16 protein-coding genes, 1 tRNA gene and 3 pseudogenes are annotated in these 26,658 nt (G+C 37.0%); 3 read left to right on the forward strand and 17 right to left on the reverse strand.

The annotated features are described in order from the left end of the window. Window positions 1–750: 750 nt before the first annotated feature. Entirely contained in the window at window positions 751–1,995 is a 1,245-nt protein-coding gene (locus tag ACP6PM_RS15600) for a methionine gamma-lyase family protein (RefSeq protein ID WP_426586136.1), read from the reverse strand. Window positions 1,996–2,746: 751 nt separating this feature from the next. Here ACP6PM_RS15600 and ACP6PM_RS15605 point away from each other — a divergent pair. Next, window positions 2,747–3,559, forward strand: coding sequence for an acyl-CoA desaturase (locus ACP6PM_RS15605; protein WP_426586138.1), 813 nt, complete (start codon window positions 2,747–2,749; stop codon window positions 3,557–3,559). A 1,278-nt stretch (window positions 3,560–4,837) separates the two neighbouring features. On the opposite strand, the gene ACP6PM_RS15610 is transcribed toward ACP6PM_RS15605, so the two are convergent. Continuing rightward, a complete protein-coding gene (locus ACP6PM_RS15610; RefSeq protein WP_426586140.1) occupies window positions 4,838–5,017 on the reverse strand; it encodes a hypothetical protein in 180 nt (59 codons plus the stop codon). Between the two features lie 87 nt (window positions 5,018–5,104). Between ACP6PM_RS15610 and ACP6PM_RS15615 the strand changes: the two are divergent. Continuing rightward, window positions 5,105–5,491 (forward strand): annotated as a pseudogene (locus ACP6PM_RS15615) (GFA family protein); the annotation flags it as partial. A gap of 402 nt (window positions 5,492–5,893) precedes the next feature. Here ACP6PM_RS15615 and ACP6PM_RS15620 read toward each other — a convergent pair. From ACP6PM_RS15620 to ACP6PM_RS15680, 13 genes and pseudogenes are all read right to left on the reverse strand, one after another. Continuing rightward, the gene (locus tag ACP6PM_RS15620; protein ID WP_426586144.1) at window positions 5,894–7,147 is read right to left on the reverse strand and encodes a glutamate-5-semialdehyde dehydrogenase; all 1,254 of its coding nucleotides are present in this window, start codon (window positions 7,145–7,147) and stop codon (window positions 5,894–5,896) included. A gap of 770 nt (window positions 7,148–7,917) precedes the next feature. After that, window positions 7,918–8,322, reverse strand: a complete 405-nt coding sequence (locus ACP6PM_RS15625) for a hypothetical protein (protein ID WP_426586146.1) — start codon at window positions 8,320–8,322, stop codon at window positions 7,918–7,920. A gap of 350 nt (window positions 8,323–8,672) precedes the next feature. Beyond that, a tRNA-Gly gene (locus ACP6PM_RS15630) sits at window positions 8,673–8,744 on the reverse strand. A gap of 93 nt (window positions 8,745–8,837) precedes the next feature. Next, the gene (ribH, locus tag ACP6PM_RS15635; RefSeq protein WP_426586148.1) at window positions 8,838–9,419 is read right to left on the reverse strand and encodes a 6,7-dimethyl-8-ribityllumazine synthase; all 582 of its coding nucleotides are present in this window, start codon (window positions 9,417–9,419) and stop codon (window positions 8,838–8,840) included. 261 nt (window positions 9,420–9,680) lie between these two features. After that, window positions 9,681–9,872: a photosystem II reaction center protein PsbZ gene (psbZ, locus tag ACP6PM_RS15640; protein WP_293077205.1), complete on the reverse strand. Its 192-nt coding sequence runs from the start codon at window positions 9,870–9,872 to the stop codon at window positions 9,681–9,683. A 677-nt stretch (window positions 9,873–10,549) separates the two neighbouring features. Continuing rightward, window positions 10,550–10,678: a hypothetical protein gene (locus ACP6PM_RS15645; protein WP_426586150.1), complete on the reverse strand. Its 129-nt coding sequence runs from the start codon at window positions 10,676–10,678 to the stop codon at window positions 10,550–10,552. Between the two features lie 1,442 nt (window positions 10,679–12,120). Next, complete coding sequence (locus ACP6PM_RS15650; RefSeq protein WP_426586152.1) at window positions 12,121–12,675, reverse strand: hypothetical protein; 555 nt, start codon at window positions 12,673–12,675, stop codon at window positions 12,121–12,123. 14 nt (window positions 12,676–12,689) lie between these two features. Then, entirely contained in the window at window positions 12,690–13,421 is a 732-nt protein-coding gene (locus tag ACP6PM_RS15655) for a DUF429 domain-containing protein (RefSeq protein ID WP_426586153.1), read from the reverse strand. Between the two features lie 897 nt (window positions 13,422–14,318). After that, complete coding sequence (locus tag ACP6PM_RS15660; protein WP_426586155.1) at window positions 14,319–14,801, reverse strand: hypothetical protein; 483 nt, start codon at window positions 14,799–14,801, stop codon at window positions 14,319–14,321. 60 nt (window positions 14,802–14,861) lie between these two features. Then, entirely contained in the window at window positions 14,862–16,229 is a 1,368-nt protein-coding gene (gntT, locus tag ACP6PM_RS15665) for a guanitoxin biosynthesis MATE family efflux transporter GntT (RefSeq protein WP_426586157.1), read from the reverse strand. Window positions 16,230–16,642: 413 nt separating this feature from the next. Then, window positions 16,643–16,855: a hypothetical protein gene (locus ACP6PM_RS15670; RefSeq protein WP_426586159.1), complete on the reverse strand. Its 213-nt coding sequence runs from the start codon at window positions 16,853–16,855 to the stop codon at window positions 16,643–16,645. Next, window positions 16,824–17,804: pseudogene (locus ACP6PM_RS15675) on the reverse strand (serine/threonine protein kinase). Before ACP6PM_RS15675 ends, ACP6PM_RS15670 begins: the two are co-directional and overlap by 32 nt. A gap of 172 nt (window positions 17,805–17,976) precedes the next feature. Further along, window positions 17,977–18,513 (reverse strand): hypothetical protein, encoded by a 537-nt coding sequence (locus ACP6PM_RS15680; protein ID WP_426586161.1) that lies wholly within the window; start codon window positions 18,511–18,513, stop codon window positions 17,977–17,979. Between the two features lie 251 nt (window positions 18,514–18,764). Between ACP6PM_RS15680 and leuS the strand changes: the two genes are divergently transcribed. After that, on the forward strand, window positions 18,765–21,557 hold the full coding sequence (leuS, locus tag ACP6PM_RS15685; RefSeq protein ID WP_426586163.1) for a leucine--tRNA ligase: 2,793 nt from the start codon (window positions 18,765–18,767) through the stop codon (window positions 21,555–21,557). An 804-nt stretch (window positions 21,558–22,361) separates the two neighbouring features. On the opposite strand, the pseudogene ACP6PM_RS15690 reads toward leuS, so the two are convergent. Together ACP6PM_RS15690 and ACP6PM_RS15695 are read right to left on the reverse strand one after the other, a co-directional pair. Continuing rightward, window positions 22,362–23,482 (reverse strand): annotated as a pseudogene (locus tag ACP6PM_RS15690) (RNA-guided endonuclease InsQ/TnpB family protein). A 170-nt stretch (window positions 23,483–23,652) separates the two neighbouring features. Next, on the reverse strand, window positions 23,653–26,391 hold the full coding sequence (locus ACP6PM_RS15695; protein ID WP_426586165.1) for a CBS domain-containing protein: 2,739 nt from the start codon (window positions 26,389–26,391) through the stop codon (window positions 23,653–23,655). Window positions 26,392–26,658 lie beyond the last annotated feature (267 nt).

Consider the following 26,658-nt stretch of genomic DNA (forward strand, 5'->3'; position numbering starts at 1 on the left):
TAAAAGAGAAAAATTTCACTCTCCACCTCCGGGAGCTTCAACAAATGAAACAACTATTTCTCTATACGCAATAGAAGAAGAAAAATCTCACCATCCGCCTCCGAGAGCTTCAGCAAATGAAACAACTATTTCTCTATACGCAATAAATAAATAATAAGGAGAAAAATTTCACCCTCCATCTCCGGGAGCTTCAGCAAATGAAATGACTCTTGCTCTATCCGCAATAAAAGAGAAAAATTCCATCATCCGCCTCCAAGAGCTTCCACAAATGAAATGACTATTGCTCTCTACGCAATAGAAGGAGAAAAATTTCACCCTCCACCTCCGGGAGCTTCAACAAATGAAACAACTATTTCTCTATCCGCAATAACGCAATAAGAAAAATTCCACCATCCACCTCCGGGAGCTTCAGCAAATGAAAAAAATCGCCACGCTAAACGATTTTCAGTTGTATCCTCACAAAAAGTGTGATAACATAAAAAGTAGCTGGGTTTACTCGCCTATATACATGATTTTTTATTCAACTAAAAATAATATTGTTTTTCAGCAATAGAACTCCGTTCCGCTTTTCGGCTGTCGCCGACATGAAAGACTGAGCAAGTGCGGCAGCTATATCGCGAACGCTATACAAAAGAAAATCAACCTCAAAGATATCAAATAGGTTCTATAGAATAGACCTCGCAATAATAGCCACAGACTTTTTTCGACTCAATACTTCTGACTTCTGCAGGGGTGATTCCCGAATCACCCTTACAAACTTCTGACTTCAAAAAACCCTACTGCCTCAATAGCTGCCTCCAGAGCGATCGCTACATGAGTCCAATGAGTCCCCCCCTGACAAAACACCACATAAGGTTCCCTCAAAGGTCCATCTGCCGAAAATTCCGAAGTAGAGCCATCAATAAAAGTCCCCCCCGCCATAACCAACTGACTTTCATATCCAGGCATCGGCGCCGGCACCGGATCTAAATAAGAACCCACAGGCGAATATTGCTGAATAGCTCGACAAAAAGCAATTAACTTCTTCGGGGAACCCAACTTCACCGCCTGAATAACATCCCGTCGTTTTTCCAGAGGCAAAGGATTAACCGGATAACCCAACTTATCAAAAACATAAGCCACCAAATGATTTCCCTTCATCGCCTCCCCTACCATTTGTGGTGCCAAAAACAGACCTTGAAACAACAACCTATTTTGCTCAAAAGTAGCCCCCCCACTACTACCAATACCAGGAGCAGTTAACCGACAAGTTGCAGCTTCCACCAAATCTGCTCTACCTGCCACATACCCCCCCGCCATAACAATTGTGCCACCAGGATTTTTAATTAAAGACCCCGCCATTAAATCCGCCCCCACCGCCGTCGGTTCCCGATCTTCAATAAACTCCCCATAACAGTTATCCACAAAACAAACCGTTTCCGGATTTTGTAGCTTAACAATCTTGACAATTTTCTCAATCTCTGAAATAGACAAACTAGCTCGCCAAGAATAACCACAAGAACGTTGAATCAAAGCCAGACGAGTCTTTTCCGTAATCGCAGATTCCAAACCCTGCCAATTTATCATCCCAGTTTTCGTCAGAGGTAACTCCCGGTAACTAACCCCAAATTCCTTCAGAGAACCTTGACCTTCCTCCCTTAGACCAATTACCTCCTCCAAAGTATCGTAAGGAGAACCCACAACCGACAACATTTCATCCCCCGGCCTTAGAATCCCAAACAAAGCACAGGCGATCGCATGGGTTCCCGAAACAAATTGGACTCTTACTGCTGCTGCCTCAGCCCCCATCACCTCAGCAAAAACCTTGTCCAAAGTCTCCCGCCCCAGATCGTCATGGCCATAACCACTCACCCCAGAAAAATGATGGACACCGACTCGATGATGACGAAAAGCATCTATAACCCGTCTGAGATTTTGCTTGACTGAACTATCAATTTCGGAAAATATGGGAAGTAGCTCTTGTTCTGCTGCTTGTACATATTCAATGCTATTCATAATTATTTCTTTATTTATTTATTTGTTTTATTTGTGATATCCTAAATAAAGTGTAAATTTTTGTTAATACTCAAATTCACAATAAAATCTAAATTTCCTTTGTCAACAAAGAATTAATTTAGATATCCAGGCATAAGCATTCAGCTTTTGAACGTAATAACTTACTAAGGTTAGCTGATGAATAATTTCATTTTCTCCGGAATACTGCGCAAACATAACTTTTAATTATCCTTGAAGATTAATTCCTCCTTCAGTGTGATAATGAATTAATAATTCATAGCTGTTAACGTAGTTCCTCAGCATGAGGCTAGCTGACGGCTGAATGCTTATATCTAGGCTGTATTTTTTTTTGAAACAAATTTCATCAAAAAGATATGACAATTTTGAGATAAACAACCTAAAGAAACAAAGCAGTGTTTGGTTTAATGTAAACATAGTAATTGACTTTTTGTATTAATCAAATTTTTAGAGTCAATTACCAACATTTAGAAATTTTACTATATTTATTTAGTATATTTATAGTACCTTTGTTTAAGAAAAATCATCCTGTATTATCACTCATGAATTTAAACTTAAACACTTAACAATACCCTGGATTTTGGTATAAGAATATTTTTTTACTTTCTGGTTTTGATTAATAGATTCAGCAGTTAATACCAAAATATTTTCCATATCCTATACACACATATAAACCTGCTTTGATTAAGCTAGCTTCTTTGGAGCTATTTAGTTCTTAACTTAGAGATTTTTTATGACGATTTCGACATCAGAAAAACTTTCGCTGGATTGGTCTATAGTCGCCTTTATGGCATTCCTCCATATTGGAGCCCTTTTTGTCTTAGTTCCTAGTAACTTTAGTTGGACTGCGGTTGCACTAGCAATATTTTTACATTGGCTCACAGGTGGTCTAGGTATTACTCTAGGGTTTCATCGTCTGGTAACACACCGTAGTTTTAAAACTCCTAAATGGCTAGAATACTTCTTGATTTTTTGTGGCACACTTGCTTGTGAAGGAGGAGTGTCTGATTGGGTAGGTTTACACCGTATTCATCATATACACTCAGATCATGAAAAAGACCCCCATGATTCTAATCGTGGCTTTTGGTGGAGTCACATGGGTTGGATGCTCCATGACTTACCAACTAAGTCTGAAGTGCCTCGTTATATAAAAGATATAGCAGACGATCCTGTTTACAAGTTTTTGCAAGCTAATTTTATTCCCATTCAAATTGCTTTTGGTATTTTGCTCTACCTTCTAGGAGGTTGGTCTTTTGTAGTTTGGGGTGTTTTTTTTAGGATAGTTGTTGTTTTTCACTGTACTTGGCTAGTTAATAGTGCCACTCATAAGTTTGGTTATCGTACCTATGAATCTGGTGATGCTTCTACTAACTGTTGGTGGGTGGCTGTATTAACTTATGGTGAAGGTTGGCATAATAACCATCATGCCTTTCAATATTCAGCACGTCATGGTTTGCAATGGTGGGAAATTGATACAACTTGGATAATGATTCAATTATTGCAAGCTTTTGGTTTAGCGACTGATGTGAAATTAGCAACAAAATAGTTTTGAGCTAATAGTTAATTATCCTAGGGTGCGTATTTACGACTAAAATTTAAGTTGTGAAAGCTATTGAGGAATTCGTCGTAACGCACCATTCTAGTTGTGTCACTCCAGTAGTTTCCCAGATAAAAATCTTGTTAACCATATTATTTTGGTAATAGGTAGTAGACATCTTTAGAAATTACATCAGCATTTTTCTACAATTTTCCTAGGGAGGTTTTATATAACCTTCCTATATTATTTTTCACGCCGATATGTAAATAATATTTTGATATCATGTTTAGCGAATCTTAGGCTTCAAAAAAAATTATAGGCGTTGGTAAATTATTGTATGATTTTTAGTAGTCAGTAGTCAATAGTCAGTAGTCAGTAGTTAGTAAGTAGATAGGTTTAATTATCCGCACAATAGCAATTGATTATTAACGCGTGGTGAAAACTTTTTGATAACTTACCGAAAAATTTTGGTTTAAAGCCTCCCCTTTTAAGGGGATAATAAATAAAAATTTTCATGATTAGTCAATCCTATCCGTTTTCAAGGAGGGGTAATTATTAATTATTCATTATTCATTATTCATTATTCATTATTAATTATTGAATTTAGGCTCTTTTTCAGATTTTTTGTTTTAATCTTTATTAATGCCTACCTACTTATTCAGTAGTTAAAACAGCTTTTTTCCTGGGTATCAATCTTAGTCCGAAAGGAATTTCATACCTTATTTTACCAACGCCAAATTATAATGTACATTTAGAGTTCTAAACATCTATCTATAGAACCAATTTAATATCTACGATATGATCGCGAGTGTGGGGAGTTTGGGAGGTGTGGGGAGAGGAGAAAGTTTAGGAGGATGAAGTCTTGGATGTATTGGAGGTGTAGATCTAGGTATTTTTCAACCTTTTTTTCCTATTGCCTAATTCCCACAGAAGATTCCACTGCTCAAAAATAAACATCTGTGAATATAGACATCTCCAAGAATCAAAAATCATGCTCCGGTATCCCACTATTATCATCAATTCTTTCCCCCTATTCCCTACTCCCTACTCCCTCTTTTCTGAAGATACCCTTACGGCTTCTATAAAATAAGGAAATAAATATGTCAGACGATAAGGAATAGTTAGTAAAAGTATAGTCAAATATAGACAGACTTGATTCCATTTCAGAAATTCCCTTCGCTTTTACTTTGAGAGATTAATTCTCCTGGGGTGAACTACGCACCTCTCTATCCCATAGCGGTTAAACCCATAAGGGAGATGCTTTTCGCAAAATGTTGTAAGAACCATTCACATCAGAGTTACAAAGAATTCCTCCATCGGTTCGATATAAACCTCGCTGTCTTGATGCAGTCGCTCATGGGGGAAACCACGGCAGTTGCTCATGGGGGGAACCCCCAAGACCGCACTGCCTCCCCAAGACCGCGCTGCATCGCTTAATTCTTTTTCCTGAAAACTGGGGTTTTTCAATTGTTTTTCCATAGACTGGGAGCGGATCTTCATTCAAAAAATTAGTAGCAGAGGTACAGGACTCTTCTTGAAAACCAAGGAAGTTGTCTTTGCGGTGCAGTGAGCATTTTTGTTAAGACCACAAGCAACAGTGTAGACATTTGCCACTGTAGTATGTGTAGAAAATGGACAGGTGGCCCTCTATTGGCAATTGAATGTGGGGATCAAGTTCGCTTTGAAGGCAGTGACAGTATATCTGTATTCAACTCTTCTGAATGGGCTAAACGTGGCTTTTGCAGCCAATGTGGCACTCATCTATTTTATCGACTGAAACAGAAAAAATACTATATGATTCCAGTTGGTTTGCTGGATCGCGACAGTAACTTAACCTTTGAACAGCAGATTTTTATTGATGAAAAACCATCCTTTTATTCTTTTGCAAACAAAACTAAGAACTTGACAAAGGCTGAAGTATTCGCGCAATATTCAGAATAAAAATATTCAGAATAAAAAAGTATCAGGACTTACGCAGAACCAGCTTTCTTCTTCCTTGCGCTGTCAAAATTAAGACATTTGAGTTGAAATTTTCATCAATCAAAATATAGGTAGGCGATATCTGTCTTCATCATCTTATTTAAAAACTAAGACGTTTGAGTTGAAATTTTCATCAATCAAAATGGAGGTAGGCGATATCTGTCTTGACCACTTTATCTAACTCATATCATGTCCGTTAGTATTAGAGCGTCTAAACAAGAGCGTTAATGTCTATAGGAAATTTAAGCCTCTTCCTTACTTCTTCCATCTGGTTACTTCTTAACTTCTAATTCATCCTTACTTCTTAACTTCTAATTCATCCTTCCTTCTTAACTTCTTAACTTCTTCCTTCCCACCTCAACTCTAATTCCCTTGAACAATATATTTAATCCTAGTAAAAGCTTCTAACCCAATCAAACCTTGAGCAAAATATTTTTGATTAGACATTCCCAAGAAAATACCATCTTTTTGATTTTGATAACGTGAAAATTTCGGAGATTTATTAATAAAAATACAAGCACTATTAACACCCAAAGCAAACTGACGACTTTCCTGATAAGATTCCGCTACTAAACAGTCAGCATGACCACTACTATAATTATTAATCCAGCTAATTCCTGAATCTATAGAATCAACAACTTTAAAAGCAACTATTTTACTCAAATAAGCCTGACTCCAATCTCTATCCTCCGTTAAAATCAAATCAGGAAACTCATCAACTAAAGCAGCATCTCCTCTAACTTCAAAACCATTTTCCTTCAAGCTATTCCAAAGTCTAACTACCACAGAAAAGTTATGCTTACTATCTATCAATACCTTTTCTATAGCATTAACTGGATCTGGCTTACTTTCATGGCTATCCAAAATCATCCAACGAACCATATCCAAACTACCACTAGCAGACCAGTATAAGTAACAATTACCCATTGCTACTTTCAAAACTGGTACACTTGCTACTTTTGCCACTCGCTCAACTAAACTATCTCGCCCATAAGGAATAACTAAATTTATATATCGGTCTTGAGTAAGCAACTTCTGAATAGAATTCTTGTCCGTATGGGGTAAAAATTCTATACATTCCACAGGTAAACCAACCTGCTTCAAAGCTAACCGTAATACTTTAGTAATTACTAAATTAGAATTATGAGCTTCACTCCCGCCCCTAATAATCAAACTATTTCCAGTTTGAATGGACATTCCAGCAGCGATCGCCACCAACTCTGGAAATGCCTCATAAATTAGAGCAATAACCCCCAAAGGAATACGTTGGCCATAACTCTGACTACGTTCTAATTGATATGAAGCATCAACTACTTGCCCTACTAAATCAGGCAAATCTCCAAGTCGTTGTAAAATTTGAACAGTAATTTGGAGTCGCTCTGGTGTCAATTTAAGCAATTCGACCATTGGCGCTGGAATAGGAATTGTCCGATTTGCTTCCAAATCCAGAGTATTAGCTTCTAAAATCTCATTTCTATGCTGTAAAATTGCTTCTGCCATTGCTTGTAAGGCCATAGAGCGTTCTAAAGCCTTAGTTTTAGCAAGTTCCAGAGAACCTTGATGAGCACGATGAATCACATTCATCGTTAAGTTAGCAGAATAATCTTTCCTATTCATAAGTTTAACTTTCCGCCGGGAGGTCCCGCGCTTTATCTATTGATTCAGCGTCCTATGGGAAAGGCGACGGCTCTTGAAGTTATGGTATAATAATTATCAATCAGCCAACCACTGACCATATTGAGAGTGAAAGTCAGGCACTTCCAAGACCTCCAAATTATGGGTATGTTCAATAATTATTAATTAACAATTAATAATTAATAATTACTTCTTCTGTAATAGAAGGATTGGTTCAAAGGAAATTTTTTTCTTCTCTTGGTCGATTGGATATGGCGAAGTCTCCTCGCCATCCCTCGACCGCTTTTTCTCCTTGAAAGGAGAGGCTTTAAACCTTAATTTTTCGGCAAGAACCTTTTAAAACTAAGGTTATGGGGTTTATCCCACTTAATATAACTAACGATGTTATTATTGGTGTCTGAGGAAAAATCTCAGCAGATAAATGCAACTATTGAACAATATCATAACCCGTACACAGGGACTCTAGGGAATCAAAAGTCTATATCCCGTCCGTCTATCGGAGGCTGTGGTAAAACAGTCTAGGCCAGAGGCGAAACCCTTAAGGGAAGCAACTAAGAACCCCAGGGCAAACGCATCTTATTTTGAAGTTCTGACAGGGCAAGAATTTTAGCTATTTGAGTATTTATACTTATTACTTCTATAAGCCTTAACGACAAAAGCTTCCAGAATTTAGATGCGTTTGCCCTGCTAAGAACCCTAAATGTAAGTTTAGTTAGTCAACGTTGTCACTCTTTGTACAACATCAGTAGCTCTCATCGTCTGTAAGCAAGCCAGACCATTAAGGCCGGAAGCATGGCCAAAAGCACTGCTACCAGTGCCCAAATAATTATATTAGAACCAGGAGAGTGTAAAGCTAAAGGTAGCCAAATCACTAAAGGTACTAAAATCATTACTACAGCTATTAGCAAGTAGTGAGCCTTCCAATTGGAATAAGTCCGGTACCACTGCTTACCTGTCCATCGCCAAGCAGGCTTATAGGAATAGTGAGTCGAGATTTGTTCAATAGTATCGCCACTTTCATTGACAACAAATATTTGCTGACAGCGGTTACAGCCAAAGGCATCTGTCAGGGCGATTGGAATTAAGCGGCCCCTACGCCGACATGGACAGGGGTACTCTCCATTCAAATCAATCTTTTGAGCTTTTTGAGGTCGCAAAGTAATCGTAGAACCGAAAGCGTTTATTGAAAAAAGATGATCTGAGACTCAGTATAGGTCTATTATGCTAATTCTATCTATTAGTGACGCTTTCGACACCAAATCAATACATAAGGTGATGGATTTCCTCACCTCACAATTAGGATTTTCTGCATTGGCACTTATCTAGGCACAAAGCTCACAACAGTACACCATTAGCAGACAATTTCCATTCCCCGCAGTTTACGGGTATTAATTGTAACCCTCTAATACCAATTTGAAAAAAGAATGTTACAAATGATTAGGATGGGTTGCTTTCTAAATATTAGCTAAGGATTAGATAATAAGCATTATACAAAAGATTATTAGTAAGCGGGTAACGCGATTCGAACGCGCGACATCAACCTTGGCAAGGTTGCGCTCTACCACTGAGCTATACCCGCAATATTTAACTAATATCTATGTTTTCACAACTAACTTTATTTGTCAACCCCTAAGCAGAATTTTTTTTGAGAATAAATCCTAGATTAGTTTTGTCATACTTCTGGAGAGAAGTCAGACTCTACAAAACTGTTAGATGTTATTGGTAATGATTGAGTTGTACCAGTAATATTATAATTATTTGATGAGGAATTTATACCACTATTGATTTGACGCATCAAACTTGCCATTTCTAAGGCATTCATGGCATATTCCCAGCCTTTATTACTTTTAATACCAGCCCTCTCTAGAGCTTGCTGCATAGTATCTGTGGTCAAAACTCCAAAAATTACAGGTACTCCTGTGTGAAATGCTGCTGCAGCAATTCCTTTAGATACTTCAGCAGCTACATAATCAAAGTGAGGAGTTTGGCCTTTAATTACAGCTCCTAAACAAATTACGGCATCGTAGCGATTACTCATGGCCAATTGACGTGCTACTAGAGGAATTTCAAAACAGCCTGGTATCCAAATATAATCGACTTGAGTCCCCTCTGGATTTGGATCGACGCCGTGGCGTTTCAAACAGTCTTGACAACCTTCGATCAGTTTGCCAGTAATTAAGTCATTGAAACGAGCAATTACAATAGCAAAGCGTAAAGAGTCAATTTGAGTAAATGTTCCCTCGAAAACTGTCATATTAGAATTTTTTTTAATGTTAATTATTGTGATAAAAGTTGATAACTATTTATGTAAGAGTCTGGAGTTGAGATACTCCCGACGCTGCTCTACGAAACAGCGTGGGATTCCCTCACATCTATAGCGCTACGCGCAAGTCAGAAGTCATAAATCAGAAGTTGTGACTGAATTTGAACATTTAGCAATGTCCTAAGCTATGCTTCAACTGTTATAACGCAGGAACTGCGTAGGAGGCTAACTGATAACTAAACTAAACCTGGCCTAAACTACTAAAAAGTTTAAAACACCCACTGCAATTACCAGTGCTACCCACAAACCAGAACCAATAAAAATTAAAGGTTTGCCTTGACTCCAGATTTGAGGAGAAGCATAGGCAACAGGTACGCCGACTACTAAGATAAAGGATAAGACTACTAATAAAAGTAGTACGAATTGAAATAGGAATGTTAACATTTTTTTTCTCCCGGTGCAACAACAAATTCATCCTATAAGAAATTACAGTATCATAAACTGTGCGATGGCAATCTTAATTTGAGTAGTGAATTTTCCGGTTTAGGTAAGTGGTAGAGTATTGCTTAGTAACCAGGAGGTTTGCCTTCATTAATGGATAATGGATAATAGATAATTACCTCTCCCTAAAAGGAAGAGGATTGACGCGGTAGGGAAAAAATTTATTTTTTTCTCCTTGAAAGGGGAGGCTAACAAAGCTGAATTATTTAATTATTTAATTATTTAATTATTTAATTATTAATTATTCGGTAAAATTAATGAAAGTGAATTTGTAGAATATATCATAATCTCTACACAGCATTCTACAAATGTATTTGAGTAATAAGTACTAAGCTTCTATTAATTTTTAATTCTTCATTGAGTTTAATTGAACTATATATAGGGTTTATCAAGTTACTGAGATATAGTTGTTTTTCTTTTTTTATATTCCCCGAATTACTAATCTGTAAGGACTTTGCATAGAACTACATACTCCCTAAAACAAACAAATTTTGAACCTCTGGCTTTTTGGGAATTGGTATATCTTTTCAGATTAATTAATTATGATAGTTGAAATAAATTCATTGTTGAGTTAACTAATGCTGCTTCTGATTTTTAATCAATACTAAAATTATCTAAATTTATCGACGTTTAGCTAGATCGGCATAAATGAGAATTTCTATAACTAAAACTACCAAGAGAATAAGTTCAAAAGCACAAAAGATATGAATCACTAAAGGAAGACTTTTACCTAGAGACCAGAAATTCATTAATGGATAATGGATAATGGATAATTGATAATTACCTCGGGTTTTAACCGTTACGGAATTGAATATAAGGAAATATTATTTATTTTCTCTTGGTCGATTGGATATGGCGTTTCGGCTAAGAGCCGACATGAAAAGCGCAGCGGCTCTGCAAGAGCGGGAAACCTCGCCATCCCATCCTAACGGACTGCTCCGCAAACGACCGCTTTTTTCCCTTGAAAGGAGAGGCTTTTAACCTGAATTATTTAATTAATAATTAATAACCTACATTCCGCACGACAAAATGTAGCATGAAAAACGGAGACAGGAGACAGGAGACAGGAGACAGGAGGCAATTAAAGTGGTCAATAGGAGTAAGTAATTGAGTATTTATGCTTAATATTTTCCTGAGAATCTGACTCCTGAGAAAGGTCAATGAATAGGATTTATAGAGTATAAATACGAACCCGCGCTACCATTTTTTATACTACTTTTAATATTACAACTTGACGTGCGGAATATGGGTTAATAATAATTAATTATTCGGTAAATAGAACTATTAAACTAGAGAAAACAAAAGTAATTTCATAAATAATTAACTACTATATTTTGTGCCTTCTTATTCTTTAGATCGCTTCTATGACCAATCTCCCAAAATAAAGATAGATTCGATATCTGAATCATCTATTTGTGCTTTGATTTTTTCAGTGAGAGTCAATCAAATATATTTTCCCAGAGCAAAGATTTTTTCATCATTAACTACATAAGTCCAAGGGAAAATTAGGCAAACCGAAGGAATAACTAAGAGGGCATAAAAATTCCTTTTGTTGGATAGAGCAAAAGAGAGAATTTTGCCAAATATTCCCAGGGTTAGATAAATGATTTGATCTCAGAAGGCAATAGGTCTAATTCTTTAAACCAGATGTTCAAACTAGACGCCCTAATAGATTGGGTTTCCTTTGTCAACCTAACAAAAATAGAGGTGTATCTCAATCTTTTTTCTTCTTAAAATTAATTTTACCGAAAAATTAAGGTATAATACCATTTCTCAAAAAGAATGCTATACCCGATCGGGTGGGGAAGTGTGAGGAATGTGGTCCGTGTAGGGAGGAATAAACATAAAAATAATAAACATTAACTGGGCTAATAAAGAGCAAAAAAGTAATTTCCCCTGTGTTAATTACTTAATAACTGAAGTGCGACCTAAGTATAGCAATGCTTTTGGGAATTGGTATAAAGCCTCTCCATTCATGGAGAAAAAATAAAAAAGAAAAAAAATATTTTTAGTCAATCCTATTCTTTATAAGAAGAGTTCATTAATGGATAATGGATAATTGATAATTACTTCTGGTTAAAACCGTTCTTTATTGAATCTAAGGAAATATTATTTCTTTTTTTCTCCTTAAAAAGAGAGGCTTTAAACCATAATTAATAATTAATTGTTGAACAGTAGTTTTTTCTGTTCCCTATTCTCTTAACTCTATTTCTTTATTTCCCAATTCGAACCCATTGTCTTTAACATAAACATAAGGAATAGTTGTCGCCTGAAAATCAACTATATTGGCTGCATTTTGTACCCACTCACAATAAAGAGGGTTTAATTCTTGATAAATTTGTTTGAGAGTTTGTATTTCGGCTTCAAGTTGATTAGCTTTTTCGTTGACTTTTTTTACTTGTTCCTGTAATAGTTTTCCCCCCTGATAAACTTGTTCTTGTAGTTCGTGCCATTCTAGTCGAGATTTTTTTGGTTGTAGGGTAGTTTTTTTTTGATTAAGTTGCACCTCTAATACTTTCAGAGATTGATTAATTTCTTGAATTTCTGCTTGCCACTTTGCAGCTTCTTCGGTATTTTTTTGACGAAACTCCCCTAGTGCTTCAGGAGTATTATCTTTGGGAAAACTAACATTTATTTGGAAAGAGGAACGTTTTTGACGAAGTGTATCTACTTCAGCTTGTAAAGCATCTATTTCTGTTTGTAAAGTATCTACTTCTAATTTGAGTTCGGCTATATTTTCTTTCATAACTTTAGCAGGGTTTAATCTAGTCGATTAGGAACTACTATATATCCAGTTGTGTGATTTCCCAATACCAAATTTTTTGTTTGACCCCAATACCACCAGTATGCACCAATATAAGCACAAATTAAACTATCTAATTTATCTTCTGTAGTTTTGAGGGCGATCGTACTATTAATTTTTTCCATATCTAGGAAATTATCGGAAATTACTAGAGCAGGTTCTAGAGTTGGTAAGATATTTATAATGTATTGGTGCAGTTTTCCAAGTTCTGATTTTCGGTCGGCTAATCTGCCTTTTTTATATTTCAAAATTTTTTCTAATTGAAACAAATTAACTATAGCTGGATGGGGAAAAACTTCAATTTGAAAACGTCCTGGTTGTTGAGGTTCAATTGTTGGTGCATGAATAAATCCTTTTAGTTCTAAAGCAATGCCAAATTTTACAGTTTTTTGAGCAAAAGGGCGGTTAATATTTGCCGGATAACATCCTGCATGATAACGACCAAAATATTTATGAGTAAGTTTATCTGGCAGTCTAGTTCCTGTTTGATTGGGAATTATTGTTGGAGCATCTACAGCAATTAGAGCTGGAGTTGATAGGGGAGTTAAATTATCAATCCAATTAAGAATATCTTCAGTTTTTAATTTGCAATCTAAGTCTAATATTTTTAATTTCTTGTCTGAGTATTGTAGACAGCAAAGACCACTTTTACCAGATTGCCAACCAAGGTCTATTCCAATAAATTTCATATTTTTGATTTCGTAAAAATAAATAAACTATAGCTTCGATTAAGCGACTATATAATCCAACAAAAACTTATATAAAAATCTAAATTCTCTAGATAGTAGTTTGTTTTTTTGCCTGTGGTGTCGCCGACATAAAATCGTAATATCTTGGTAAACAGAATGCTTTACCAAGTATTCCCCAGGAAACGAAAGGAAAAAGTGGCAGTAAAACCCAACTTAAATAATTTTATTTAGGTTAATTTTCCTTAATAAAAACTCATTTTTATGATTAGCTTTAGCTCTGGTTAACAAATAACATAACCTGAGAGATGAATTGTTGTGTTGAGTCACGAAACCCAACCTACAGGAGCCAATTTTTTCTGAAAATAGAGAACTTTGCTATGTCTAAAACTATAAATATTTTTGTAGACTTAGTTAAAAATCTAGGTAGTCCTGCATGGTAATGGTGAGGATATATATTTTTTAATTTCTCCCCATCTCCCCATCTCCCCATCTCCCTATCTCCCTATCTCCCTATCTCCCCATCTCCCCACATTCCCGGTGCTTCCTTTACCATTACTATGCACCACCACCAAAATCTAAATTATCTGGTTAAGGAGATAGAATCTTTATTAGTTATTGAACTAAAATTTATCCAGGATACAGATTAAATTTGGTATAATTTTAGGAATCAAAGGCTTTCTATGGCTATAGAAAAACATGATTTTTAAAATGTCTGTTGCTTTTAGGCAACAAGCAACAAAAATTTTTGATATGACTCAAATAGGATTGCTGTAGTTTATAATTATCAAAAAAATTACTAAAACGACCAGGGTAATAAGATATTTATTTTAGCAACAGGAAAACCTAGTATGGAGGATTTTTTATCAGTTTTCTTTTTAATTTTTTTAGCAAAATATTTCAGAGATTGGGGCGACCAAAATTTGTTATTAAATGCCAGAACCAATTTCTCAATATTAGAGTCGTATGCAAAAAATGAGTCAGTTTGATACGTTGAAGGTGAACAAAGCTTAGAGTTTTTTTAAAACAATCTAATCCCTTGCAAATAAAATAAGCTACAACTGTACAACAATTATTTTTGAGAAAATGATCTTTAGTTTTTTCCTCTGATAAATCATTCTGTAAATACTTTTGATAGAACTCTCTGATCCGAGATTCATTTAAACCATAAATAACAATTTTATTATTAGGTTTACTATCACGGCGATCGCAATCTTTTTCAAAGGAAATATGTTTTTTTCTAGGAATAAAACTATCGACGATGATAGATTGCAAAGAAGCATATTTCTGAGCATTTGGCAAAAAAGCTATAGAGTTTTTAATTTTAGGATGATGACTTATATAAATTTTATCTTTGGGATTCCTGTCATTAATAACCTCCATACATCTTGCAATAGGGAGGCTTTAATACTAATTTTATAGTGATTTATGGAATAATTCGAGTTATTTAGAAGTAAAAAAAGTTTTTTCATTATTGTCTTTGATAAGTTCTATTGATGGAGAAAAATTTTCAACGATTATATTAGGAATAGCCCTACCTAAAGTAATAGCCCTAGTTGCCATAAACATTGCTAGAGCTAACCATAATATATGATTACTTTTTAACAACCAACCCATCATAGCAAAGGGTAAAAATCCTACTAAACTAGCAACTAAAGTAGAATTGCGTAATAAACTTCCTTCAGTTAAACCCAGAAAATAACCATCTAACATATAAGCCATACCCCCAAATCCCAAGACAGGTATTAACCAGAAAACATAACTACTGATATTGTTAATAACCTGAGTATGATTAGTCAACAAACTAAATAAAGAAGTAGGGAATAAACAAAAGATTAAAGCAAAAATTAACCCGATACTCACACTAATTATTCCTGATAATTTTACCAAGACCTTTAATTGTTCTTGATTTCCTTCACCATAACTTTTACCTGCTAAACTTTCTGTGGCAAAAGCTAAACCGTCAATAAAATAAGCGGCTAATGTCACTACCTGTAATAACAGAGTATCAGTTGCTAAAACTAAAGTATTTATGTATGAGCTTAAATTAGTAAATACAGCAAAAGTAGAAATTAGGGCAAAAGTGCGAATCAGAATATCTCGATTGAGAATAAAAGTTTCTCTAATTACTTGAGGTTGCCAAATACCTTTGATTAACTGAGGAATTTCTGTCAAAGATATTAAGTTAAAAATACAAATTATCCCTACTACTAAAGTAATATATTGGCTTATTGCTGTAGCACTACCCGCACCGCTACTTTCCCATCCCCAACGAACAATAAAAATATAATCTAAGATAATATTTGTTCCTTTATTAACTACTGATAATAGTAAAACTTTTCCTCCTTGTTCGAGTCCTAAAAACCAACCTATTAATACGAAGTTTAATAAGGTAGCAGGGGCACCCCAAATTAAACTTTGATAGTAACTAATACCACTAGCTTTAACTTCTGGAGTAGCACTAAGTAAACTAAAGCCAATTTCTCGTAAAGGATATTTTAAAATTATAATTATTGTGGCGATAGCTAGAGCAATTAAGCAATTCCGTAGACAAATTTGCTTGACTTCTAAATCGTTTCCACTACCTCTAGCTTGAGCAGTTGTACCAGTCGTACTCATGCGTAAAAAGCCAAAAGTCCAGTAAATATAGTTAAATAAAACTGTGGCTAGGGAAACTCCTGCTAAGTGACGAATTTCATCTAAATAACCTAGAAAAGCTAAGTCTACTAAACTTGCCAAAGGTACCATTAAATTAGATAAAATGTTGACTACAGCTAATCTGAGAAAGCCATTGTGAATAACAGATTTCATATTTTGAAAAGAGTCGATTTATCTTCCATTTTACCAAAAAATAAGGTCTGAAGCCTCCCCTTTCAATATGTCAATGCTTTTAGATTTAATCAGCAAGCCATAATTATCTGAAGATGCTCAAAGATTAAAGGTAAGCATTTCCTGCGGAATGCTGCGCAAACAGCTATTAACAGTCAGCTATCAGATGCATGAACGTAATAACTTACTAAGGTTATCAGATAACCTTTTTCTTTTACGCGGAATGCGGAAGCAAACATATTTCACTCCTTCTGCACGGTTGTGTCCGAGTTCTTTGATTATTTGATAGCCGTAGTTGGAAAAAATTGGGTAGTTGTTCATGGGTTTTTAGTAGGTTTTTTGGAGACACTAAGCAGTTAGGTTATTGGAGATTTTTCCTAATACTTACATTGTGGTTATGGTTGAATTAAATTTGGCTCTGCTTTTCTGTATTTAGAAAATATTTTGATGGGTTTGGATAATAAGTAAATTAGGGGAATTAGAGTAACAGAAAGAGAAGCGATCGCTACTATTGCTGAGTCTAAAATTTCTCCTAAAGTAAAGCAGTGTGCTTGATAAATGACTTCATAAAAAAGCTTAAAAGTTACACCTAAGCTGAGGAGGGTCATTTACATGGGGAGCAACTTCCCATCTACCGAATAAAATTGTTTGTGGAATTGGATTACTAACTCTTATTGTTTCTGTTAATTTTTCTCCCCATTTATTACTAGCAAATTCTATATTTTTTCGACTAATTCTGACTTTAGGTAAACGATTTACATCTAAAACTCGAAGAGCAGCTAAAGCCTTCTTAGCATTTTCATATCTATCAGTATTTTTTGGTTCTGTTATTTTTTCCAACCAATTAATCCAACCCCTTTCTAATGGTGGAATTAAATGACGAAAAATTATCCGATAATTAGCATCTATTAAATTGCCAATATCTGCCGATTTTATCCCAGTTAATAAACAAATTAATGTCGCACCAAGACTATATAAATCTGAAGCTGTTGTTAACCGACGATTAAACATTTGTTCTGGAGAAATAAATCCCATCGTACCTTTAACAACACTACTTGCTGCTATTTCTCCTCCTCCCATTCTGGCAAAACCAAAGTCTACTAAATAAACTTTTAAATCCTCGTCAATTAAAATATTTTCCGGTTTAATATCTCGATTAATCACAGGTTGTACTTGACTTTGTAGATAGACTAAAATTTTTAACACTGAAATAGCAATATGTTTAATTTCTTGAGGTTGCTACTGACAAAAAATTACGGCAGATTCTGCATCAATATATTCTTGAATCATGCAGAAACCATCGGTAGTTTGAAAAGAATATAAGTATTTAGGAATTCCTGGATGAGCGAGACTTTTTAAGACTAAAATTTCTTGTTCATAGGCATCATATTCTGCCCAAGTTGCTCCTAATTTGGCAAATTGGAATTGTTTAATAACTACGTTTTTTTGAGTCTTGATATTTTTCCCCAGATAAGTGACTCGCCCACCAATATTATTGTGTCCGAGTTCTCTAATTATTTGATAGCCGTAATTGGAAAAATTGGGGTAATTAGTCATGGGTTTTTAGTAGATATTTAAGGAACACGAAGCAGTTAAATTATCGGATATGATTCCTGATACTTATATTTTCAGGACTTACGCATGAAGTACGAAAAACTAGGATTTGAGATTGCTTCCCTGTGGGTCGCAATGACGAAAATACGTTGTACTGCGTAACTCCTAATTTTGATTATGCTCTAATTAATTTTGACTCAGTTTTTTTGTATTGAGACATTATTTTTATAGGTTTAAATATCACATAACCTAGGATTATTAGGATAAAATCAAGAGAAGCAATCGCTTCTCCTGCTAATACTGAAAATTCTTCTAAAGTGATGTACTCTAGTTGATAATTGCGTTTAATAAAAACTGGAAAAATTCCACCTAAGCCCAAATAAAATCCTATTGTAAAAATAACCATAACTATTTTTTTTAGAACGTATAATAATTGATAAAACTTGCTTTTATTTATGAGAATATCTGTTAGTTCCGATGTGATTTTACACTCCACATCATTGCCTTCAAATTTCTGAGGTGAAAATGAAATCCAACTATGGTCATAAGGAGTATGAGGAGAATCACTTACATGAGGAGCAACTTCCCATCTACCAGATAAAATTGTCTCTGGAATGGGATTACTAACCCTAATAGTTTTTATTAATTTTTCTCCCCATTTATCACTAGTAAATTCTATATTTTTTTGACTAACTCTTAATTTAGGCTTCATTAAATAAAGTAGCTGGATTGAGGTAATAGAAAGAGAGACATCGCTCCGACTACTAATAGTTCTATTACTCCTGAAGTTATGCAGTTTAGAAGTTCAAAATAATCTTTCCCCAACTAAGAAAATTTATAACTTTTCCGAACTTTATATATTACATTCAGTAGCATAATGTAACCATGAATCCTCATAGTCGAGGAATATGTCAAAATAATCAAGAAAACTAGACTACTGAAGATAATTACGGAGAAAAAACGGTGGATTCCAAATATAACCCTGTATCCATTGAACAAAAGTGGCAAAAAACCTGGGCTGAACAAAATCAAGATAAAACTCCTGTAGATAATAATCAGCCTAAATTCTATGCTCTATCTATGTTCCCCTACCCATCCGGGAACTTACACATGGGTCATGTTCGTAACTACACCATTACCGACGTCATTGCCCGACTCAAAAGGATGCAAGGTTATCGTGTCCTGCACCCCATGGGTTGGGACGCTTTTGGACTCCCCGCAGAAAACGCAGCTATTGACCGGGGTATCCCACCTGCTAAATGGACTCTGCAAAATATTGCCCAAATGAAAGAACAATTAAGACGTTTGGGTTTTTCCATCGACTGGGAAAAAGAAGTCGCTACCTGCACTCCCGAATACTACCGTTGGACTCAATGGATATTCCTCCAATTTTTCCAAGCAGGTCTCGCCTACCAAAAAGAATCTGCGGTTAACTGGGACCCCATCGACCAAACCGTACTGGCCAATGAACAAGTGGATGGTGAGGGTCGTTCCTGGCGTTCTGGTGCAAAAGTGGAACGTAAATTGTTGCGTCAGTGGTTCTTCAAAATTACCGACTACGCTGAACAACTCCTCAACGACTTGGATAAATTGCCCGGTTGGCCGGAACGAGTTAAACTGATGCAGGCGAACTGGATCGGAAAATCTGTGGGAGCTTATCTGGAATTTCCCATAGTGGGGATGGATGAAAAAATTGGAGTCTTTACCACTAGACCTGATACTGTCTATGGCGTAAGTTACGTTGTCTTAGCTCCCGAACATCCTTTGACGGCGCAAGTCACAACCCCAGAACAACAAGTTACTGTCGAAACTTTCATTAAAGAAGTAGCTGCCGAAAGTGAATTAGAGCGTACCGCCGAAGATAAACCAAAACGTGGCGTTCCTACTGGTGGTAAAGCTATCAACCCATTCACTAACAAAGAAGTTCCTATCTGGATCGCCGACTATGTACTTTATGAATATGGTACGGGTGCAGTTATGGGAGTACCCGCTCACGACGTGCGCGACTTCCAATTTGCTAAACAATACGACCTACCCATCACAACTGTAATTGTGCCAGATGACTCGGATAATGATGATAATGAACTAACAGAAGCTTATACCGATGTTGGTATTATGGTTAACTCCGGTCTGTTTAATGGGGAAAAATCTACCTTTGCCAAAAAAGCAATTATTCAACTTGCTGAAGACGAAGGTTATGGAGAAGGTCGGGTACAATATCGTTTGCGAGATTGGTTGATTTCTAGACAACGTTACTGGGGTGCACCAATACCGATTATTCATTGTCCGAAATGTGGTGCTGTACCCGTGCCAGATGAAGATTTGCCTGTGAAGTTGCCGGAAAGTGTGGAATTTTCTGGTCGCGGTCCGTCACCTTTGGCAAAATTGGAAGATTGGGTGAATGTTGCTTGTCCAAGTTGTGATACTCCGGCAAAACGGGAAACTGATACGATGGATACTTTTATTGATTCATCGTGGTATTACTTGCGTTATCCAGATGCGACAAATGAACAGCAGGTGTTTGATTCTGAAATTGTCAATGACTGGTTGCCTGTAGATCAATATGTGGGAGGTATCGAACACGCGATTTTGCATTTGTTGTATTCCAGATTTTTTACTAAGGTTTTGCGCGACAGAGGTTTGTGCAATTTTGACGAACCTTTCGAGCGCTTGTTAACTCAAGGAATGGTGCAAGGTGTTACTTACAAAAATCCGGTGACTGCCAAATATATTCCGTTTGCAGATGTTAACCCGGAAGAACCGAAGGACCCGAAAACTGGGGATAAGTTGGAAGTCTTCTTTGAGAAGATGTCTAAATCTAAATATAACGGTGTCGATCCTTTGGAGGTAATGGCAAAATATGGTGCGGATACGGCGCGGATGTTTATCTTGTTTAAAGCTCCACCGGAAAAAGATTTAGAGTGGGATGATGCTGATGTGCAAGGTCAGTTTCGTTTCCTGAACCGAGTTTGGTCTTTGGTAACGGAATTTTCTGCAAATTATAGTTTTAGTGAGTTGAAAGCAAAAACTAATGGTATTACTCAAGCAGACTTGAAAGATTTAGGTTGGTCTCGGTATTTGATTACTGAAATAACGAAAAATCTTTCTGCATTTAAACTCAGAAATGTGGTGAAAGTTTATGCTGCTGCTGATGTCAAGGTAGCAATAGAAGCTAAGTTGAATCATTCTGAAACTCAACAAGAAACTAAGGATGATTTGCAGAAAGGTTTGAATTGGATAGAAAGTAAGTTTGCTAGAGAGTTAACTAAAGCAGAGAAAGATGTTCGACGAGCGGTGCATACTGCTATTAAAGAAGTAACAGAAGATTTAGATGGAGATTATCAGTTTAATACTGCTGTTTCTGAAATGATGAAGTTGAGTAATGCTCTCAGTGATGCTAGTTGCAAAGATTCAGTTATTTATGCTGAAGGTTTGGAAACTTTGTTGTTGTTATTAGCACCTTTTTCACCACATCTGGCTGAGGAATTGTGGCAAATTGCTGGTAATGTTGGTTCGGTGCATACTCATCCTTGGCCGAAATTTGACCCGGAAGCTTTAGTGGTAGATGAGATTACATTGGTAATTCAGATTAAGGGTAAGACTAGGGGAACTATTCAGGTGCCGGCAAAAGCAGATAAGGAAACTTTGGAAAAGTTAGCACGGGAGTCAGAAGTAGCACAGCGTAATTTGGCAGGTAAGGAAATTAAGAAAGTGATTGTAGTTCCTGGAAAGTTAGTTAATTTTGTGGTTGGTTAAATAAAATAGGGAGTTGGGGAGCAGGGGAGTGAGGGAGGGAGGAGTAAACAAGAAACCGGGTTTATTACCCAGTATTGTTGTTACAATCAGGAAATTTCCTTGATAAACCCGGTTTCTGAGTAAGTCGTAAATTATATGAAATACATTAATGTTTGCTACTTAAAAATTGATAGGGAGATGGGGGGGATTCGTAAGTAGCAGAATTTTTTGTATTTCATATTAATTAAACTATTGCGTAACAGTTTTTAGATTTTAAATAAAGTTGTAAGAGTGTCCCTCCGTCTATTGCAGGTTGAGAGTTCATTTAACTATTGCGCAACAGTTTTTAGATAAAGTGGCAAGAATGGCGATCGCCCTATTGCAGGTTGATAATTAATTAAACTATTACGCAACAGTTTTTAGATTTTAGATAAAGTAGCAGGGTGGCGATAGTGCTACGCACCGCTACGCGTTTCATGTCGCGCAGCGTTTTTCATGTCGGCTCTTAGCCGAAACGCTCGTTGTGCGGAACGCTAAACGCCCTATTGCAAGTTGATAATTAATTAAACTGTTGCGTAACAGTTTTTAGATTTTAGATAAAGTGGAAAGATAGCGATCGCCTAATTTTATTTCCTTTGATAATTAATTAAACTATTGCGCAACAGTTTTTAGATTGTATTTTTGTTAGAAAGAATTGGTGGCTATCTGCTTCATAAAACCGATATAAAACGTCTCTCTTGGTGCGCGTTCCCTCTCTTGGTCAGCATTCCCTTGCGTCTTACGCCGACGCCGGGTCGCAGCGCATAATTAGTGACATTTTAATGTTTACTTCCTGCTTCCACCGGAACTGTCGGCAGCACTCCGTCCACAGGCATCAACGGTCAAGCCGACCGCATTTCTTAAATTTATACTTGCGTTTAAATCGCGGTCTATCTCGAAGCCACATTCTGAACACTCATAAGTTCTTAGATTTAATGGCATATCTTGAACATGACCGCACCTACTGCAAGTTTTTGATGATGGAAAAAATCTGTCAACTACGACTAGCTCAGAACCGTACCATCGGCACTTATATTCTAGCTGTCGTCTAAACTCATAAAATCCTTGGTCGGCTATAGATTTAGCTAGCTTGTGGTTAGCTAACATACCGCTAACATTCAAATCTTCGCTTGAGCAACAACGCTGTGGTTTTTAGCTAGATATGTTGTCAATTTATGAAGTGTATCTTGACGAATGTTTGCTACTCTTGTGTGCAATGCTGCTATTTTCAGTTGTGCTGCCCTCCAGTTAGTAGAGCCAATCTTTTTATGACGATGTAGGTATTGCAGCCGAGATAACTTAGCTTCAAATCTCCGATACGATTTCACGCTTGTCACAACTTTCCCATCACTTAAAGTAGCTAATGTTTTCACTCCCAAATCTACACCGATAACATCAGTTGTTTTGGGTGTGGTTATGGCGTGAAATTCATAGCAACAGCTAAGATACCATGAACCCGCTTGTCTACTAATAGTGATTTTTTGAGTTGTAGCCTCAATGGGTTCATAAGTTCTGACAATACCAATAAAAGGTAATTTGTGACTCCATCCATTGAATTCTATGGGCTTTCCACAATTATCAATTGTGAAAGAATCAGACTTACCTTTCTTCTTAAACCCTGGGCGTTTACCTAGACCTTGAAAAAACCTTTTAAATGCTTCACCCAAGTTAATAAAAGCATATTGATAAACTTTAGATGACAAGTTTTTCATCCAAGGATAAAGTGGTTTTGTGTGATTGGTAAAAACCTCTCTAAGCTTACGGGCGTTTGGCTGATAACCATCTCTGTAAGCAGCATTCCACAGACTTAAACCCCAGTTATAACACCAGCGTGAATAGCCAGCGTGTTGAGCCATCAGAGTTTTCTGTTTATTATTAAGTTTCAGCTTTGTTCTAATGGATTTCATATATGGGTGAGTGCAGCCTGTCTAAAAGTATGCTTAAATACGTATTGTATCGTTATTCTCTGATTAATCAATGCTCCCTACTCCCTACTCCTTACTCCTTACTCCTTACTCCCTACTCCCCTACTCCTTACTCCCTACTCCCCTACTCCCTACTCCCTACTCCCTACTCCTTACTCCCTATTTTTAGGATAATACCTAGCTAAAAAATTCTCAGCATCAGAGCGATCCCTCACCTTCCCATCCAAAGTTGCAGCCAAAAGATCGTCTAACATCAACTTAAACTGTCGCCCCGGTTTATAACCGATCACCTTCAAATCATTTCCATTCAAAATAGGTTTAACATTCGCCCACTCAGTCAAATATTGCCAAATCCTGCGTCGCATCCAACGCTCGCATTGCACAATAATCAAAATCAACATTGGTAAATCATACTCCCTCAACAACCACACCACCTGACTTGGAGTATCACAGTTTGGCAAATTCTCCATAACCCTAACCTTTGCCAACTCCAACTCCTCCAATCTCTTAATACTATCGACAGGCAACTGTAAATTTTTCCCTACCAAACCCCGATAGTCAGACTCCAAACCAGCAATCAAAACCTCCAACCGCATTTGCCAATGAGATAAATTTTTCTCAGAGTCAAAACGTTGTAAACATCTATCCAACAAACATACCTGTTGCCACAACCCCCGGTCTAACTCCAAGGTGCGATGAATACAACGCAACGCCCCCAGACTTCCCAATAACTTTAAAGCAGGTTTCCAGTAGAGAGCTTGCAAAATATATTTCAACTCACTTTTGAGTCTAGTTTCTAAAGCAGGCGCCCTTCTATTTTTTTCTACTTTCCCCAAAACTTCCCGGTCATAAACCCCACTATTAATCGCATAACGAATATATCCCTCTGTTTTCTCTTCAATCTCAAACCCCAATCTCACTGCAAACCTCACGGCGCGATAAATGCGAGTCGGGTCTTCAATAAAACTATTAGCGTGTAACACCCGAATTTTTTTGTCTTGCAAATCTGACAACCCACCAAAAAAATCCAGCAACTCTCCAACACGAGGTTGAGTCAGTCGTGCTGCTAAAGCATTAATAGTAAAATCCCGCCGATACAAATCTTGGCGAATCGAACTTACTTCCACTTCTGGGTTAGCTGCTGGATAGGGATAAAATTCTGTACGAGCAGTAGCAATATCTATCCAAAGGGAGTCTAACACTAGATCGTTGTGCCAGAGGAGAGCAGCAGTTTGAAATTGACCGTGAACTTCTAAACGTGCTGTTGGATAAATTTTTTGTAGTGCTTCTGCTAACTCTACTGCTGGAGGTTTTGCTCCTGAGTCAGAGTGACAACCATCTACAACTAAATCTATATCTGTTAATAATAGAGTCTCATTAAATTTTGATAATAGTAAGTCTCTTACTCCTCCTCCAATCAGATATAGTTGCCAACCTCGTTTTTCTGCTAACTCAGCAACACAGGTAAGTAGTTGCCATAGTTGGGGAGCGAGACGCTGTTGTAAAAGTTCGGTAATCGATCTACAACTTTGACCGGGAATGCAACCTGGTTGTAGAGGTTGGGGGCGTTGTTGTTGATGCAGTTCCCGTAAAACGTCGGTGCGGGTGACTATTCCGACTAAGGAATTATTTTCTAATACAGGCAACCGACCAATATCGTATGTCACCATCAATTCTTGGATTTCTGGGAGGGTGGTTTCTGGGGAAATAGTTTTGAGTTGGGGTGTCATGTAACCTTTGACCGGAGCATGACTAAAACCATGATGGAGGGCGATGTCGATATCTCGCCGAGAAATAATTCCGACTAATTCTCCAGATGAGTCTACTACTGATAAACCAGAATGATTATAACGTAGTAGTATTCGGTGAGCTTCTTCTATAGATGTTTCAGGAGGAATAGTACGAACTGGAGATGACATTAAGTCTCTAGCAGTGGGTGGGTGAGGAATTTGATTTTTGAGTTGGTCTAACAGTTTTTCTAATGTTGCTTCGGGGTTGGTGTCTCGGCGACTGAGTGCTGCTGCTCGGTTATGACCTCCTCCTCCTAGAGGTTGAAATAGCTGGTTGAGGTTTGTGTCTGGAATGCGCGATCTTCCGATAATATTTAAGCTTTTTTCTGTTGTGTTTTTGAGGGAGTGAGTGTGAGCTAGTAGGAGAGCGTCTATTTCTGTGAGGTCTATTAAACTGGAAGCTAAACTCGATAAACCGGGAACATATTCATCTGTTTGTAAGAGTATGGAACCTATTTGATAATTTCTCACGGTGGAGCGTTGCAAATTTTCGAGAGCTATTTTCAATAAATCTTGGAGTTGGGGTGACAAACCTGGTTCGATATATTCGCCTATGACAGGTAAACTTGCTCCTTGCTGCATTAACCATGCTAAAGCTTTTGCGTCTCGTGGTGTTGTATGGTCAAAAGTTAGAGATCCAGTATCGGCGTGGATACCTAGAGCCATAATTGTTGCTTCTGCCGGAGTTAAGATAGGGGTAGGTTTGTTTGGGAGAGTCTGGAGTTTTTCTGTAATTAGGGTTGTGGTAGCTCCCACTGCTTCTATATAAGTGTGGGTAGCTGGAATATCGGATTGAATTTCACAGTGATGGTCGTAGATGATAATTTCTGATAGGTGGGGTAAGTCTAACCATTCGGCAGTTTTTCCGAGTCGGGAGCGGGTTTGAACATCTACGATAAATATGGAGCGAATTTTTTCTGGGTTGACGGAGCGACGTTCGATAATGGAAAATTCGTCTCGATGGAGGGCGAGGAATTGTTTGACAGTGGGGTGACAACCGCCAGTTAGTACAAGGCGACTACCTGGGTGGAGGTGGGTTAGTCCGACAGCGGCGCCGAGAGCGTCGAAGTCTGCGGTTGTGTGGCATAAGATTATGTTCATTTCTGGGAAGTCAGAAGTTAGAAGTTTTAATTTAATATTACAGCGGTTTTTAGGTCAATGAACTACGTTAAATAAATGAAAAATGCTATAGAGAGCAAGAGTTATTTCATTTACTAAAGCTCCCAGAGGTGGATGATGATTTTTTTCTCTTCTATTACCTAGAGAGCAAGAGTCATTTCATTTGCTGAAGCTCCCGGAGATGGATGATGAAATTTTTCTCTTCTATTACCTAGAGAGCAAGAGTCATTTCATTTGCTGAAGCTCCCG

Origin of the sequence: Dapis brunnea BLCC-M229 (genome assembly GCF_050015995.1) — a bacterium.
GTDB lineage: Bacteria > Cyanobacteriota > Cyanobacteriia > Cyanobacteriales > Microcoleaceae > Trichodesmium.